Origin of the sequence: Pseudomonas qingdaonensis, from assembly GCF_018398475.1 — a bacterium.
Lineage (GTDB): Bacteria > Pseudomonadota > Gammaproteobacteria > Pseudomonadales > Pseudomonadaceae > Aquipseudomonas > Aquipseudomonas palmensis.
In genome coordinates this window covers 3,291,425-3,307,384 of the sequence record NZ_CP074676.1, presented here as the reverse complement: position 1 = coordinate 3,307,384, position 15,960 = coordinate 3,291,425, and the positions used below count along the sequence as shown (strand labels likewise).

The window sequence follows — 15,960 nt, the reverse complement described above, 5'->3', positions numbered from 1 at the left end:
CAGCGTCAGGATCGGTAAGTGGTATGCAGGCTAGTCACAGAGGGTGCGCGCCAAGACCCTTTCTATCGTGGGTGAATTGCGCGCATTCGGGGGCAGTTTATGCCCTTACTTAATTTGTGACTAATCGACCTTGTCGATGAACCTATAGAGGGATTCGATTGTTTGGCACTCAGCGCGAGAGGTCGGCGGGGATCATCGCGGTATCGATCACGATATCCACGGGCGCGGTGACGATAAACGCCAACGGGCACACGATCAGCGGCCAGCAGAACTGCGCCGAGGTGGCGCTGAACAGGAACGAGAAGTTGTTGCGCACGCCCCGGTACATGCCTGGGGATGCACATTCGGCGCAGTACCCACCGCGCATCATGGTGCCGCAGCTGGTGAGGGCGAGGGTAGAGACGATGAGGGCGAGCGAGAGGATTCGGATGGTGCTGTTCCTTGGCACAGGGGGGGAGGGTCCGTTTTTCTGCGCGGCATTCTCTCACCGGGGGCCGGGGCAATGCTACAGTCGCTCCTTTTTCAATCAGCAGGCCAGGGCTCTTCGCTGGCAAGGCCAGCTTCTGCAGGGCCAGCGAAGAGCCCGGTGCTGCCGACACACAACCAACGGGAGAGACAACCATGCGCGCAGCAATGCTATTGGGTACGGCACTGGTGCTGGCCGGATGCGCCTCGTCGACGATGAACCAGGCTCGCCTGGGCGCACCGCACAAGACCTTCACCTCGGCCAAGGCCGAGCCGCTGGTGGCCGAGTGCATCCAGTTCGGTTGGCAGGACGAAGCCGTCTTCGGCGTGGATGCCAGCGGCTACCTCGACGCCGGCCCCAACGGTGGGGCCACGGTGTCGACACGCGATGCCGAATACTTCGCCGATGTGCGCGCCGAAGCCGGCGGCACGGTGGTCAAGTTCTACACCCTCAAGGACGATGCATTGGCCCAGCGGCGCATGGCGGCGTTGGCCACCTGCCTCTAGCCACGCCCCTCGAAACGCCCGGTGATGCGCTCGCGCCAGCTCAGCGGGCGCGCAACGTGTTCATGCGCGCCGATCTCAACCAGGGTGAAGGCGCAGCGCACGATATCGCTCACTTCCTGATCGGCCAACCGTGCGCAGGCTTCGCGGTGCGCCTGTGCCTGATCGCGACCTGCCAGGCTGTGCACCTCGAAGCCAAGGTTGCGTTTGGTGATATGCCAGTGGTGAAACACAGCGACAAAGCGGCTCATGTGTGCCCCGCAGTCAGATCAGGGATGGGGTCATGCATGCAGCTTGCCCGTGATGCGCTCCAGCCAGCTCAGGCGCCGGGGCGCCTGGGCAGTGCTGGCAATCTCGATCACGGTGAAGTCGCAGGTCTGATCGTCCTGGTAGCCCTGTTCATTGCGTATGTCGCCCGCTTCAAGGTGCGCATCGGCATGATTGTCGCTGTGTAGCGCGTGCACCTTGAAGCCCCTGTCCACGGCATGCCGGCTTCGCAGGTGAAACACCCCCACGAAGCGGCTCATGCCTGCGAAGCCCCGCGCTGTGCTTCAAGCGCCTCGATACGTGCCTGCAGGCGTTCGCGTTCCTGGCGTTCGGCGCCTATGTCCTCGAACACGCTGATCAGATGCTGCGGCTGGCCGTCCTGGCGGCGCTGCAGGGCGGTACGTGCACGTACCCAGATGTAGTGGCCCTGCTTGTGGCGCACGCGCTTTTCCACTTCGTAGCGCTCGATCTCGCCGGCCAGCAGGCGCTGCAGCAACTGCAGGTTGGCGGCCAGGTCGTCGGGGTGGGTCAGTTGCTGGAAGGTCATGCCGTACAGCGTTTCGGCGCTGTAGCCCAGCAGCTCGCAGAAGCTGCCGTTGACCCGCTGCCAGGTGCCGTCCGGGTCGATGTAGGCCAGCGCGCCCCAGGCCAGTTCGAAGATGGCGCGAAAACGTTCCTCGCTGTTGCGCAGTTGCTCTTCGGCGACCTTGCGCTCGGTGTTGTCCATGCTGATGCCGACCATCTTCACCGCGCGCCCGGCGCTGTCGCGCACCACCGTGGCGCGGGAGGCGATCCAGCGCATCTCGCCGTCGGGGCGATAGATGCGAAAGTCGCACTCGCAGCCTTCGCCTTCGAGCAGGGTCTTGCTGTACAGCGCCTGCAGCATCTCGACGTCTTCGGGGGGCAGGTGCACCCAGAAGTCTTCGTTGCGGATCACCTGCCAGCCGTACACGGCCTCGACGTTGGGCGAGTAGGTGAGTTCGTCGCTGATCAGGTTCCATTCCCAGGTCACGATGCGGGCGCCTTCCTGGGCCAGCTTCATGCGGGTTTCGCTCTCCATGATCTCGGCGGTGTAGCGCCGGCGCAGGTCGGTCATCGGCAGCTCCACCACCTGGGTCTGCTGCACGTCCTGCAGGGCTTCTTCGCCGTAGCGCAGCCAGATCCAGTTGACCTTGAGAAAGTCGGCCAGCTTGCGCAGGTTGGCATAGTCGATCTCGCCGCCGCGGGTCCATTTGTGCACGGCGGTGCGCGAGATCCCCAGGGCCGTGCCTACCGCCTGCAGCGTCAGCTTGTGGTGTTCGAGCAGTTCCTTGAGGCGAAAGGCGAAGCTGTTTTCGGTCATGCGCTGGGGTGTCCTTGGCGAGGGCATGGCCGGCCAGTATACATAAGCTGTCAACCTCAGGTTGACGGGGGTATGCGTGTCGCATCGCGGGCCTGACCCGCGATGCATTCAGCGCCGCTCACCAGCGCACACGCACCCCCAGGTTGCCGATCAACCCGTTCAAGTCGTTGTCGTCCACGTCGCTGCTGTAATCGGCACTGACAAACAGCGCCACCTTGGGCGTCACCCGTGCCACCAGGCCCAGGCCCACCTCCACGGTGGTGGCGTTGCGTCCGCTGCTGATCTTGTCGACCTTGTCCAGGCTCACCGTGTCGGCGTTCGAGAAGTCGTACCACACGTTGGTGCGCACATAGGGTTCGATGGGCATGCCGCGCACCTCGTAGCGGGCCGACAGCTTCGCGCCCACCCGGCCGGTCCAGCTCGGCTGGCTGTCATAGGCCTGCAGGGTCTGGGCCTGGGCGTCGTTGCCGGGGTAGTACTGCTGGTTGATCAACTGCGCCTGGGGCTCGATCACCCAGTGCTTGCCCAGGCCGATGGGGAAGCCGCCCTCCACCGAGAAGGTCAGCGCGTGCCCGTTGCCATCGAGCCGTTCGCCGTCGCTGCCGCGCCCGCTGGCGTCGAAACGGGTGCCCATGGCCACCGCATCCACATGCCAGCCCTGGTCATGCTGCAGGCTCCAGTACATGCCCAGGCTTTGCCCTTCCAGGCGCACGGCGTTCTGCTTGTCACCCAGCTGTGGCCGGCGATTGTCCAGGCCGCCCTGCAGGTTGCTGTGGCCCATGAAGATCCCGGCGCGGTGGGTGTTGCCGCCGGCGGTTTCCCGCACGAACAGGTCGGGGGCGATCTGCAGGTTCTGGTTGGTGGCATCCAGGCGTTGCGGGGCAGTCCTGACCGGGGTGGGAAAGAACTGCGCCCACTGGCTGGCAATGCCTTCGTCGCCGAACACCGCCGTGCGCTCTGCCAGGCGTTCGGAAAACGCCCCCAGCGTGCCCAGGCTCAGCCCCGACACGCTGGCCGGGACCAGCGACGGCAGCGCCAGGCCGTGTGCCGGGTTGAACATCGGGTCGTCGTCTTCCAGCCCCGCCGCCAGGCTTTCCAGCGGGGTTGCCAGCAGCAGCGACGTCGACAGTGCGTAGAAAACATACTCGAGCCCCGAAGGGCAGGGTGCGCTTTTCATGGCCGATCTCCTCTGTGTGTTACAGCCAAAGGTCTGGCCTGATGTCACGGGCTGTAAGGCAGGAACAGAGAGCGACCCAAACCAGCAAACCTGCCCCATGGCGCGCGCAAAGCCGCGTGCCAGAGGCCCGGAATGAAGTTGAACACGGTGGTTCTAGGTGTAGCTAAGGAGAGTCGCAGGCAGGCGTCAAGATAGTGTGATTATTTTGTGATGGCCGTGTTGGAGGGGGTAAGCGGTTGAAAAATAGCGGTTACTGATTGGGCATAGCCGCGTTGCGAATGACAACGCGGCTGGCTATTTCGAATGATTGCTAAAGCGTCAGGCGTCCTCGTCCCGTTGCAGTTCCAACAGCAGCAACGAGCGTCCGGTGACGTTGAACACGCTGCCGAATTCCAGGCGCTGGGCCTTGCGCAGCTGCGGCCGGTCGGTGTCGATCAGGCAGTTCCAGTACTCGCCCTCGGGCACGTCGGGCAGGGTGAAGTCCACGCCGTCGTGGTGCGCGTTGACGATCAGCAGCAAGGTGGCGTCTGCCCCCGGGCGCAGGATGCCGCTGACCTGCGCGCGCCCGTCCATGAGCATGCCCAGGCAACGCCCTTGCGGGTCTTCCCACTGTTCCACGCTCATCTCGCTGGCGTCCGGCGCCAGCCAGGTCACGTCCTTGACCCCGATCGCCTCGTTGTAGTCGCCCACCAGGAAGCGGCTGCGGCGCAGGATCGGGTAGGCCAGGCGCAGCTTGGTCAGGCGCTTGACGAACTTGAGCAGGGCGCTGCCTTGCTCGTCCAGGTCCCAGTTGATCCAGCCGATCTCGCTGTCCTGGCAGTAGGCGTTGTTGTTGCCGTGCTGGGTGCGGCTGAACTCGTCGCCGGCCACGATCATCGGCGTGCCCTGGGCCAGCAGCAGGGTGGCGAAGAAGTTGCGCATCTGGCGCTGGCGCAGGCTGTTGATCTCGGGGTCGTCGGTGGGCCCCTCGACCCCGTGGTTCCAGGAGATGTTGTTGTTGCTGCCGTCCTGGTTGTTCTCGTCGTTGTCCTCGTTGTGCTTGTCGTTGTACGACACCAGGTCGCGCAGGGTGAAGCCGTCGTGGGCGGTGATGAAGTTGACCGAGGCATAGGGGCGCCGGCCGCGGCGGTTGAACAGCTCGCCGGAGGCGGTCATGCGCGCGGCAAAGTCGGCCAGCTGGCCTTCGTCGCCTTTCCAGAAGGCGCGCACGGTGTCGCGAAAGCGGTCGTTCCATTCGGCCCAGCCCGGCGCGAAGTTGCCCACCTGGTAGCCACCGGGGCCGCAGTCCCAGGGTTCGGCAATCAGCTTGACCTGGCTCAGCAGCGGGTCCTGGCGACAGGCCACCAGAAAGCTGTGCCGCTCGTCGAAGCCTTCGTGGTAGCGGCCCAGGATGGTCGCCAGGTCGAAGCGAAAGCCATCAACGTGCATCTCGCCTGCCCAGTAGCGCAGCGAGTCGGTGACCAGTTGCAGTACGCAGGGATGGCTCAGGTCCAGGGTGTTGCCGGTGCCCGAGTCGTTGATGTAGTAGCGCTTGTCGTCGGGCATCAGGCGGTAGTACGAGGCGTTGTCGATACCGCGCATCGACAGTGTGGGGCCCTGCTCGTTGCCTTCGGCGGTGTGGTTGTAGACCACGTCCAGAATCACCTCCAGGCCGGCGTCGTGCAGGTGCGCGACCATCTCCTTGAACTCGGCGATCTTGCCGTTGGCCAGGTAGCGCGGGTGGGGCGCGAAGAAGGCGATGCTGTTGTAGCCCCAGTAGTTGTTCAGGCCCTTTTGCAGCAGGTGCTGGTCGTTGACGAAGGCGTGGATCGGCAGCAGCTCGATGGAGCTGACGCCCAGGCCCTTGATGTGCCCCAGCAGCTCGTCGTTCATCAGCCCGGCGAAGGTACCGCGCGCCGCTTCCGGCACCGCCGGGTGACGCATGCTGATGCCGCGCACGTGCGCTTCGTAGAACACGGTACGGTCCCACGGCACGCCCACGCGCTGGTCGCGGCCCCAGGTGTAGGCCGGGTCGATGACCTTGCACTTGGGCACGAACGGCGCACTGTCGCGCTCGTCGAAACTGAGGTCGCCATCGGGGTGGCCGATGGTGTAGCCGAACAAGGCCTCGGACCAGCGCAGCTCGCCGACCAACTGCTTGGCATACGGGTCGATCAGCAGCTTGTTGGGGTTGAAACGGTGCCCGTTCTGCGGCTCGTAGGGGCCGTACACGCGGTAGCCGTAGATCTGCCCCGGGTGCGCGTCGGGCAGGTAGCCGTGGTAGATCTCGTCGGTGTATTCGGGCAGTTCGATGCGCTCGAGCTCATGTTCGCCGCTGGCGTCGAACAGGCACAGTTCGACCTTGGTGGCGTTGGCCGAGAACAGTGCGAAGTTCACACCCAGGCCGTCCCAGGTGGCGCCCAGGGGGAAGGGCAGGCCCTCGCGGATGCGCGAAGGTTCAACGGCGTCGGGCTGGGTGTTGTGTTTGGACTTGGGCTGGGTCATGGCAATCCTTGTAGCGATCCTTGGGGGGCGAAAGGCGACGCACTGGGCGCCGGGGCAGCGTTGCGCTGCCCCGGGGCGGTAGTGACGCAAGGTACGGCGGCGTCAGGGCGTGGCGGGCTTCTTCGCGGTACGCGGCTTCTTTGCCGGGTCGGGCTTGGCCGCAGGGGCCGGCGGCTTGGCCTTGGACGCGGCGGCGCCGGGCTTTGGCTTGGCGCCAGGGGCTACCGGCGGTGCGCCTGGCGGGGTGGTACGGGGCTTGCGCGGGGCGGCCTTGGGCGCAATGGCCTCGGCTTCGGCCAACTTGCGTGCCATCTCCCAGTGACGCTCCTCCTGGCCTTCGGGTTTACCTTCCGACTCCCAGATCTGGTAGGCGAATTCGCGGATACGTTTTTCCTCAGCACTCATCTCGACGCTCCTGATGACTCAGTCTGTTCTATGAAGAGATTGACGGGGAAGGCTTTGAGCGCAGTGCTCAGCCACAGCTCGTTAGAGGGTGTGACTGCGCCCTGGGCGAAAAGTCCCGTGCAATTGGCAGCGCACAAGGCGAACGGTAAAAGCACACGGGTATCGTCCCAGTTCTGTGCCGGGATCAAGGGTTGCGTGGCGTTGCCCAGCAGGCCCGAGGCCAGCCGCGGCACCACCACCACCGCACGTTGCGCCTCGCCGATACGGGCAAAGGCGAGCACCCGCTCGGCGTGTTTGCCGCGTACCTCCAGAGGTTGGTAGCGGCCGTGGCGAAACAGCTCGGGGTAGGCCCGGCGCTGCTCCAGCACCTGGGCGATCAGGGCCTGCTTGACCCGCCCGTCCTGCCAGTGCCCGAGCAGTTCGGCGGGGGGCAGGCTGTCGTCCAGGGCCTGGCGGCGCGCGGCGTAGTCCACCGCGCGGCGGTTGTCCGGGTCGACCAGGCTCAGGTCCCAGCATTCGTTGCCCTGGTACAGGTCGGGCACCCCCGGCACGGTCATGCGCAGCAGGCTCTGCACCAGGCTGTTGAGCGCGCCCGGGCAGGCCAGGGCCTGCGCCGCCTCGGCCACCGACTGGCGCAGCTGCTGGCATTGCGGCTCCAGCAGCAGGGCGTCGATGAAGCGTGCGCAGGCCTGCTCGTAGACCTCGTTGGGGGCGCTCCAGCTGCTGCGCAGCTTGGCCTCGCGCAGGGCTTTGCGCTGCCATTGGCGCAGGCGTTCGGCGTAGCCGCGCAAGGCGTGGGTGTCATCGCAGCGCAGCGTCATCGGCCAACTGCCGAGCAGGGTCTGGTACAGCAGCAGTTCATCACCGGCACTCGGTGCCACGCCATCGGCCAGTTGTGTGCGCAGGGGCGAGGCCAGTTCACGCCACAGCTCCACGCGCTGGCAGAACCAGTGGCTGCGTTCGCTGATCACCGCCAGGCGTGCGCGGCAGTCTTCGCCACGCTTGTGGTCATGGGTGGCGGTGGCCAGCAGGTTGTCGGGGAAGTGCGCCAGGCGTTGCTGGCAACTGGCATGGAAGGCCTCGGCCGGCGCGCTGAAGCGCTCGGCGTCGAAGCCCACGTCGTTGCGCGACAACAGCACCGCCGAGCGATAGAAGGCGGTGTCTTCGACGGCCTTGGCGGCGGTGGGCGAGGTCAGCTGCTGGAAGCGCACGCAGGCGTGGCGCAACTGCTTGCGCGCCCGCCCCGGGCCCAGCTCGCGCCAGGGCTGGCCGCCCAGCCAGCGCTGCAGGTAGTCCAGCAGCGGCCAGTCGGCTTCGCCCAGGCTCGAACGCGCATCGGCCAGGGCCTGCTGGAAGAACCCCTCGTCCATCGCCGGGCGCCCGCAGGCATTGATGTAGGTGCGGTACACCGGGTAGTGCTCCACCAGCGCCTGCAACGCGCGGCGGATGGCGCCCAGGGTCAGGTCGCGGCTCATGATGTCGTTGCGCGCCACCTGCAGCAGGGCCTGGGCCACCGATTCGAAGTCGCCGGCCAGGCTGGCATTGAGCACCAGCTGGCGGGCCAGGCGCAGTTCCTCGACGAACGCCGGGCGCTCGCTCAGGTCGTGCCACAGCGCGGTCAGTTCGGCTTCGCCCTGCGGGTCATGCTGCAGCAGCGAGACCTGGTTCATGAATTCGTAGCCGGTGCTGCCGTCCACCCGCCAGTCGTCGTGCAGGCGCTCGCCGGGGCCGAGGATCTTCTCCACGTAGATCGGAAAGTGCTCGAGCGCAGCGCTCAGCGGCCGGCGTGGGAGCAGGCCGTCGACGCGTCGGCGCAGCTTGCGGCAGTAACCGCGTGGGTCGGCCAGGCCGTCGATGTGGTCGATGCGCAGGCCGTCGACCAGGCCGCGCTCGATCAGCTCGAACACCTTGGCATGGGTGGCCTCGAACACCGCCGGGCGCTCCACGCGCAGGCCGCCCAGCTCGTTGACGTCGAAAAAGCGCCGCCAGTTGATGTCGTCACCGGCGGTGCGCCAGCTGGCCAGGCGGTAGTGCTGCTGTTCGAGCAGTTGATGCAGGTGCTCGAAACCGCTGGGGGTGCGCCCGTCGAAGGCGGCCAGCACCTGTTCGATGGCCTGGCCGATGCGCGGCTCGCGGGCCAGTTCGGCCAGGGCCTGGTGCACCGCCTCGACGTTGGCCGGGGCGTGGCGCTGGCCCTCGAAGGCGGCAAAGCGTGCCCCCAGCTCGCTCAGCTCGGGGTGGCCGCTGACGCACAGGATGCGCGCATAGTCCGGCGGGCTGATCGGGAAGCGGTGTTCGTGGTGCTCGATGTGAAAGCGCCCGTGGCGGGCGTCGAAACGCAGCGGGATTTCCCCGGCCTGCAGCACCGCGCCATAGTCGCTGGCCAGGAACGGCAACAGCAACTGGCCTTTGAGCAACGGGTCGGGCGAATGCCACTGGATGTCGAAGAACTCGGCGTAGGGGCTGCGCCGGCCCCAGGCCAGCAGGTCCTGCCACCAGGGGTTGTGTGCGCCGCCCACGGCCATGTGGTTGGACACGATGTCCAGGATCAGGCCCATGCCGTGCTGGCGCAGCGCGGCCACCAGGCGTTCCAGCGCCGCCTCGCCACCCAGTTCGGGGCTCACCCGGGTCGGGTCGACCACGTCGTAGCCGTGGCGCGAACCGGGCCGCGCCTGCAACAGGGGCGAGGCGTACAGGTGGCTGATGCCCAGCCGGGCGAAGTAGGGCACCAGCGGCACCGCATCGTCGAGGCTGAAGTCGGCATGAAATTGCAGGCGCAGTGTGGCGGTGAGGCTGTTCATCGGTCACGCTCGAAGGCTTGTTCACGGGCCTGGGCCAGCAGCTCGAGGCGTCGCGCCGCATCGCTGTCGTCCAGCAGCTGTGCGGCGGGCAACGCGAAGCGGCGGCGCCAGTTGGGGTGGGTGTCGACGGTGCCGGGCAGGTTGGGTTGTTCGTCCACGCCCAGCAGGTCTTCCAGCGGTACCAGCACCAGCGGCGCGCGGGTATGCCCGAGCAGGCGCAGGCTGGCGTCGATCAGGGTGTCGGCTTCGCTGCTGGTGTCGCCGTAGCTGCTGTGCAGCAGGCGACGCAGGCCCTGGATTTCATGCTGGCGGCTGTCGCGCCAGTCGCGCTCGGTGATCGCGTCGATCGCCCCCAGGCGCTGGCCCCAGTCGATGTCGCGAGCCTGCAGCCAGCCTGCCAGCGGGGGCAGGTCGTGGGTGCTGGTGGTGGCCAGGGCGTTGTCGGGCCAGTCGAGGATGGGGGTGAACTGCCCGGGCGGGTCCTGCTCGAACAGCAGCACACGCATGCCCAGGATCGCGCGGGCCGCGAGCTTTTCGCGCAGGCCTTCGGGCACCGTGCCCAGGTCTTCGCCGAGCACGATGGCCTTGTGGCGCACCGACTCCAGGGCCAGCAGGCGCAGCAGGTCGTCCAGTGGGTAGTGCAGGTAGGCGCCTTCGCTGGGGGCGGCGCCCTGGGGGATCAGCCACAGGCGCTGCAGGCCCATTACATGGTCGATGCGCAGGCCCCCGGCGTGGGCGAAGTTGGCCCGCAGCATCTCGATGAAGGCGCGGTAGCCGTTGCGGCGCAGGCCCTCGGGGGAGAACGCGCAGATGCCCCAGCTTTGCCCCGATCGGTTGAGGATGTCGGGCGGGGCGCCGACGTGCAGCTCGGCCAGCAGCTCGTCCTGGCGGCTCCAGGCCTGGCTGCCGGTACCGTCGGCCCCCACTGCCAGGTCGGCGATCAGGCCCACCGCCATGCCGCTGCCGCGCGCCGCTTCCTGGGCACGCTCCAGGCTGCGCGCGATCAGCCACTGGCAGAAGGCATAGAAGCCGATCTGCTCGACGTGGTCGGCGGCAAACGCGGCAATCTCGGCGCTGCGCGGGTCGAGCCAGGCGGCCGGCCACTGGCGCCAGTCCTGGCTTTCGCCGCGTTCGGCGGCGGCATCGAGCAGCGCTTCGAAGCGGCAGTGGTCTTCCAGCGCCTGGCCGCCGGCGTGGCGAAAGCTGTCGAAGTCGGCGCGCTGCGGTTGCTCGCCCTTGATAAAGCCCTGGTACAGCGCCTGCAATATCTGCTGGCGTGCCCCGGCCGCCCGTGGCCAGTCGATCAATGGCAGGCCTTCGAGCTGTTCGAGCTGGGCCTCAAGGCCCAGGGCCTGGACCGTGATGCGCACCGTGCGCTCGTCGATCACCGCCTGGGGGCTGGCATACAGGCTGTTCAGAAACAGCCGGCTGGACGGCGAATACGGGCTGTAGCTGGGGTGGTTGCGGGTGAACATGGCGTGCACCGGGCTGATGGCCAGGGCCGTGGCGCCACGCTCGGCGGCGCTGCGTGCCAGGCCCTCCAGTGCCAGGCAGTCGCCCAGCCCGCCGTCGCCCGGGCGGCGCAGGCTGTACAGCTGGGCACTCAGGCCCCAGCACCGTGGGTGCGGGGTGCCCAGCGCATCGGCCAGGCTGTAGCACTGCGCCGGGGCCACGGCCAGGGTGAAGGTGGTGGCGTCGATATGCAGCTGGTGATACCCCAGTGGCAGCCCTGGCGGCAGCAGGGCCTGGGCATCCAGCTGCAGCTGCTGGCGGGTGCCGTCCTCGTGCTGCACCTCGCAGCGGCTGTTGGCCGCGAAGTAGCGCGACAGGTCCAGCGGCTGGTGCTGGTCGACCGTCAGCAGTGGCGGCAGGTGACGGGAATCGTGGGCTTTTTCCAGGGCCTTGAGGCTGTTGGCGATGGCGATGTCGTCGGCGGCCGGGTGGCCAAGGGCGGCCAGGATGCGCCGCAGGACCGGTTCGCTGACACGCTGGGCGCGCCCGTTGGCGTCGATCCAGTCCACCGCCAGGCCAGCGCGTTCGGCCAGTTGCAGCAAGGGTAGGTCAGGCATGCACAGGCTCCGTGGGGCAGGAAGGGGTCAGGCTCACCACGCAGCTCAACGGCGGCAGGCAGGGTGGGCCCGGGGGCAGTTCGCAACTTTCGAACAGGTGCCGCTCGCGGGCGGGCAGGTCCAGGGCCAGTGGCTGCTGGCCGAGGTTGAGGTCGATGCGCAGCTCGCTGCCATCGCCCAGTTGCCAGCGGGCGCTCACGCCCTGGCCGTCGACCACCTGGGCGCCCAGGGCGCGGGTGCCCGGCAGGCGCGGGATGATGTGCTGGTGGCGCAGGTACAGCAGGCGACGGTACAGCGCCACCCACTGCTCGCTGTCCTCGCCCCATTGCGGTTGCGAGTCGAGGAAGGTCTGGGCGGCGTTCGGGTCGGGGATGCGCGCCCGTTGCTCGGGGTCGGCGAAGGCCTTGAACCCCTTGAACTCGGCGCGTCGGCCTTCGCGCACGGCGGTGGCAAGGTCGTCGTGGTGATCGGTGAAGAACAGGAAGGGCTGGCGGCACCCCCAGTCATCGCCCATGAACAGCAGCGGGATCATCGGTGCCAGCAACAGCAGCCCGGTGGCGGCGCGCAGGGCCTGGGGCGGGCACAGGCGCTCGAGCCGCTCGCCCAGCGCGCGGTTGCCGATCTGGTCATGGTTCTGCAGAAACAGCACGAAGGCACTGGGCGGCAGATGGCCGCTGGCTTCGCCACGCGGTTCGCCGTTGCGGTCCGGCTGGCCCTGGAACACGAACCCCTGGCTCAGGCAACGCGCCAGCTTGTTCAGCGGCGCCTCGCGGTAATCGACGTAGTAGCCTTCCTGCTCGCCGGTCAGCAGCACGTGCAGGGCGTTGTGGCCATCGTCGTTCCACTGGGCGTCGTAGCCCTCCTGGAGCAGGTGCGCCTGGTTGCGCTCGTTCTCGAGGGTGAGCCACACCTGCCGGCCCGGTGCGGTGCTGGCGCGCACGCGGCGGGCCAGCTCATGCAGAAAGTCAGGGTCGTCGATGGCGTGCACCGCATCCAGGCGCAGGCCGTCGAAGCGGTAGTCGTGCAGCCACATCAGGGCGTTCTCGATGAAGAAGTCGCGCACCTGGCGGCGGCGAAAATCGATGGCCGCGCCCCAGGGCGTATGCCGGTCTTCGCGAAAGAAACCCTGGGCATAACGGTGCAGGTAATTGCCGTCGGGGCCGAAGTGGTTGTACACCACATCCAGCAGCACCATCAGCCCCAGCGCGTGGGCCTGGTCGATCAGCGCCTTGAGTTGCTGCGCGGTGCCATAGCTCGCTTGCGGGGCGAACGGCAGCACACCGTCATAGCCCCAGTTGCGCTGGCCGGGAAACTGCCCGATGGGCATCAGCTCGATGGCGGTCACGCCCAGTGCGGCCAGGCGCGGCAGGTGCCTGGCCACGCCGGCGTAACCGCCCAGCAGGCCCACGTGCACTTCATAGATGACTGCCTCGTGCCACGGGCGGCCCTGCCAGTCGGGGTGTTGCCAGGCATATTCGGTGCCCAGCACCTGGCTGGGGCCGTGCACGCCGTCGGGCTGGGCACGGCTGGCCGGGTCGGCGACCGACAGGTCGCCGTCGATACGGTAGCGATAGCGCGTACCGGCCGGGCAGGGCAGGCGCAGCACGAACCAGCCGTCGTCACTGCGCTGCATGGGTTGCGGGGCGGCGTTTTCACATTCCACCTCCACCTGCCGGGCATCGGGCGCCCAGAGGGCGAAGCGGGTGGTGTGGCTGTCCAGCATCACGGCCCCGTGGGTCGCGTGTTCCTGTGACCTGAAGGGCATACGGCAGTTCTCCTCAGCCTGCGTTGAGCGTGGCGCGCGTCACCAGTTCCTCGTACAGGTGGGCATAGGGTTCCACGGCCTGACACCAGTTGAATGGCTGGGTCATGGCCAGGCAGCGCATGGCATTGAGCAGGTGTTTCTTGCCGTATACGTAGAAGGCCCGCGAGAGTGCTTCGCGGTAGCTCTCCACGCTCGGTTCGTCGAACAGAAAGCCGGTGACGCCATTCTCGATGGTGTCGGCCAGGCCGCCGGTGTTGCGCGCCACCGGCAGCGAGCCGAAGCGCTGCGCGTACATCTGGCTCAGGCCGCAGGGCTCGTAGCGCGAGGGCATCAGCAGAAAGTCGCTGCCGGCGAACATGCGCCGTGCGTCGGTCTCGTTGAAGCCGATGCGCACCCCCACGCGGCCCGGGAAGCGGCTGGCCAGCTCGCGCATGGCTTGTTCTTCCTCCGGTTCGCCGCGGCCGATGATGGCGATCTGGCCGCCCTGTTCGACGATGTACTCGGCCACCCCCAGGGTCAGGTCCAGGCCCTTCTGGTACACCAGGCGCGAGACCACGGCGAACAGCGGGCCGGTGGAGGGCTCCAGCTCGAACAGCTCGCGCACCTGGCTGCTGTTGGCCGCCTTGCCTTCCCAGTCGTTGATGCTGAAGCGGTGGGTCAGGTGGGTGTCGGTGGCCGAATCCCAGCTTTCGTCGATGCCGTTGGGGATGCCGCTGAGCAGGCCCTGCTGCGCCTTGCTGCCAAGAAAACCGTCGAGCCCGCAGCCGAAGGCCGGGGTGGTGATTTCCCGGGCATAGGTGGCGCTGACCGTGGTGATGTGGCTGGAGTAGGCCAGGCCGGCCTTGAGAAACGACAGCTTGCCGTAGAACTCCATGCCTTCCTGTTGCAGGGCGTGTTCGGGAATCGCCAGTTCCGGGCAGCAGCCGCGGCTGACCACCCCCTGGTAGGCCAGGTTGTGGATGGTGAACAGGGTGGGGGTGTTCAGGCCGCGCCAGTGCATGTAGGCCGGGGCCAGGCCGGCAGGCCAGTCGTGGGCGTGCACCAGATCGGGCTTCCAGTGCACCATGCCCTCGCCCGCGGCGATTTCGGCGGCGGCCAGGCCCAGGCGGGCGAAGCGGATATGGTTGTCGGGCCAGTCACGGCCATTGTTGGCGCCGTAGGGGGTGCCTTCGCGCTGGTACAGCTCGGGGCAGATCAGTACATAGATGACCAGGCCGTCGGCCAGGTCCATGCGCCCGATCTTGCACGGGGGCAGTGCGGCATGGCCGCCCAGCTCGCCCACCAGGTGGATCGGGTTGTCGCTTTCGAGTACCTGCGGGTAGCCGGGGATCAGCACGCGTACATCGTGCAGGTGGCGCATGGCGCGGGGCAGGGCGGCGGAGACGTCGCCCAGGCCGCCGGTCTTGACCAGGTCGGCGATTTCCGAGGTCACGAACAGCACCTTGCGCTTGTTCGGGTTGCGCCGGGTATCGAGGGCAGGGGCCTTGGCTGTCGTGACGATCTGGGCAGCACGCACCTGCGCGCTGGTATCCGGGTTGAAATGCTCTGCATGAGGTTCGACAGCGGCGCTGATCATACTTGTCTCCGTCCCTTGTTCTGCGGGCGTATCCCACCCGCTGCATGTCTGTACTGTTGTTCTCGCTATGTCATGTGATGCGGTGAAACGCCCCGGACACACGTGCAAGCGCTACGCCAGCCGGCGCTCCTGCCGATGGCGTGCTGACGAGTGGGGGGTGGGCTGCGCCTGGGTAACCAGAGTCGTTGGCCTACTTAGTTGCTGACCTACCGGGTTTGCAGAAGTTTCGACTATTTTCGATCGAGTTTTCCGGACGGTATCAGGTCGATTGAACAGTGTAGGAGAGGGGCGGGATAAATGTGACCCGTTGGTCATGTTTTGTGAATTGGCCGGCTCAGGGGTGCACCGACAGCGAGCGTGCACCGCTCGAAGGTGACCCCCGATGGTGCACGTGCCAGCCTGGCTGGCGAAACCGGCGCGGTGGGTGGCTTCAGCCGCTCATCTGCGCAATCAGTTGCCACAGGCGCTCATCGTCGAAGTTCCTCACCACCAGCTGCGCACCGGCCTCCAGCAGCACCTGCGGCGCCTGGCTGGTCGACAGGCCCACGGTAAGGATCCCCGCGCGGCTCGCTGCCGTCACGCCCGGCACCGAATCCTCGAACGCCAGCGCATGGTCTGCCCTGGCCCCCAGGCGTTCCAGGCCGGTGAGGTAGGGCAGGGGATCGGGCTTGGCCCGTGCCAGTTCCTCGGCCACCAGCACATGCTCGAAGCGCTCGGCCAGGCCCATGGCTGCCAGCATGTGCTGCGCATTGGCCCGTGGCGCATTGGTGACCACGGCCATGCCGATGCCGTGGCGCTCGGCATGCGCCAGCAGGCGTTCGAGGCCGGCAGTGGGCTGCAAGGTTGGCGACAGCGCACGAAAGCGCGCCTCCTTGCGGTCGGCGAACGCCTCATGCTCGGCCACCGGGCGCCCGGGGAACAGGTAGCGGCACATGTCGGCGTTGGCCCGGCCACTGACGTGGGCGTCGAACTCGGCCTCGCTCAGTTCGCGACCCTGCTCATGCAGCAACTGCTGCAGTGCCTGCAAATGCAGGGTATCGGTGTCGGTCAGGGTGCCATCGAGGTCGAACAGCAGGGCTTCAAGCATGGGGCGCGGTTTCCATTG

13 protein-coding genes are annotated in these 15,960 nt (G+C 67.2%); 1 reads left to right on the top strand and 12 read right to left on the bottom strand.

The window, feature by feature from the left end:
* Positions 1-169: 169 nt before the first annotated feature.
* Complete coding sequence (locus KH389_RS15030; protein WP_116054465.1) at positions 170-448, bottom strand: YceK/YidQ family lipoprotein; 279 nt, start codon at positions 446-448, stop codon at positions 170-172.
* A 173-nt stretch (positions 449-621) separates the two neighbouring features.
* Between KH389_RS15030 and KH389_RS15025 the strand changes: the two genes are divergently transcribed.
* Entirely contained in the window at positions 622-972 is a 351-nt protein-coding gene (locus KH389_RS15025) for a hypothetical protein (protein WP_043862958.1), read from the top strand.
* On the opposite strand, the gene KH389_RS15020 is transcribed toward KH389_RS15025, so the two are convergent.
* From KH389_RS15020 to KH389_RS14970, 11 genes are all read right to left on the bottom strand, one after another.
* Positions 969-1,220: a hypothetical protein gene (locus tag KH389_RS15020; protein ID WP_043862957.1), complete on the bottom strand. Its 252-nt coding sequence runs from the start codon at positions 1,218-1,220 to the stop codon at positions 969-971. The genes KH389_RS15025 and KH389_RS15020 overlap by 4 nt on opposite strands.
* Before the next feature lie 30 nt (positions 1,221-1,250).
* Complete coding sequence (locus KH389_RS15015; protein WP_043862956.1) at positions 1,251-1,496, bottom strand: hypothetical protein; 246 nt, start codon at positions 1,494-1,496, stop codon at positions 1,251-1,253.
* Positions 1,493-2,578 (bottom strand): helix-turn-helix domain-containing protein, encoded by a 1,086-nt coding sequence (locus KH389_RS15010; protein ID WP_043862955.1) that lies wholly within the window; start codon positions 2,576-2,578, stop codon positions 1,493-1,495. The genes KH389_RS15015 and KH389_RS15010 overlap by 4 nt, the downstream gene beginning before the upstream one ends.
* Before the next feature lie 118 nt (positions 2,579-2,696).
* Entirely contained in the window at positions 2,697-3,755 is a 1,059-nt protein-coding gene (locus tag KH389_RS15005; RefSeq protein ID WP_213605758.1) for an autotransporter outer membrane beta-barrel domain-containing protein, read from the bottom strand.
* A 318-nt stretch (positions 3,756-4,073) separates the two neighbouring features.
* Entirely contained in the window at positions 4,074-6,239 is a 2,166-nt protein-coding gene (glgX, locus tag KH389_RS15000; RefSeq protein ID WP_054915395.1) for a glycogen debranching protein GlgX, read from the bottom strand.
* Positions 6,240-6,341: 102 nt separating this feature from the next.
* Positions 6,342-6,644: a DUF2934 domain-containing protein gene (locus KH389_RS14995; protein WP_043862952.1), complete on the bottom strand. Its 303-nt coding sequence runs from the start codon at positions 6,642-6,644 to the stop codon at positions 6,342-6,344.
* Positions 6,641-9,445 (bottom strand): malto-oligosyltrehalose synthase, encoded by a 2,805-nt coding sequence (locus tag KH389_RS14990; RefSeq protein WP_196932374.1) that lies wholly within the window; start codon positions 9,443-9,445, stop codon positions 6,641-6,643. Before KH389_RS14990 ends, KH389_RS14995 begins: the two co-directional genes overlap by 4 nt.
* Positions 9,442-11,514, bottom strand: coding sequence for a 4-alpha-glucanotransferase (malQ, locus tag KH389_RS14985; RefSeq protein ID WP_054915393.1), 2,073 nt, complete (start codon positions 11,512-11,514; stop codon positions 9,442-9,444). Before malQ ends, KH389_RS14990 begins: the two co-directional genes overlap by 4 nt.
* Entirely contained in the window at positions 11,507-13,279 is a 1,773-nt protein-coding gene (treZ, locus tag KH389_RS14980) for a malto-oligosyltrehalose trehalohydrolase (protein ID WP_043862949.1), read from the bottom strand. Before treZ ends, malQ begins: the two co-directional genes overlap by 8 nt.
* A gap of 13 nt (positions 13,280-13,292) precedes the next feature.
* On the bottom strand, positions 13,293-14,855 hold the full coding sequence (glgA, locus tag KH389_RS14975; protein WP_213605757.1) for a glycogen synthase GlgA: 1,563 nt from the start codon (positions 14,853-14,855) through the stop codon (positions 13,293-13,295).
* A gap of 430 nt (positions 14,856-15,285) precedes the next feature.
* On the bottom strand, positions 15,286-15,942 hold the full coding sequence (locus tag KH389_RS14970; RefSeq protein ID WP_213605756.1) for an HAD family hydrolase: 657 nt from the start codon (positions 15,940-15,942) through the stop codon (positions 15,286-15,288).
* Between the last annotated feature and the right edge of the window lie 18 nt (positions 15,943-15,960).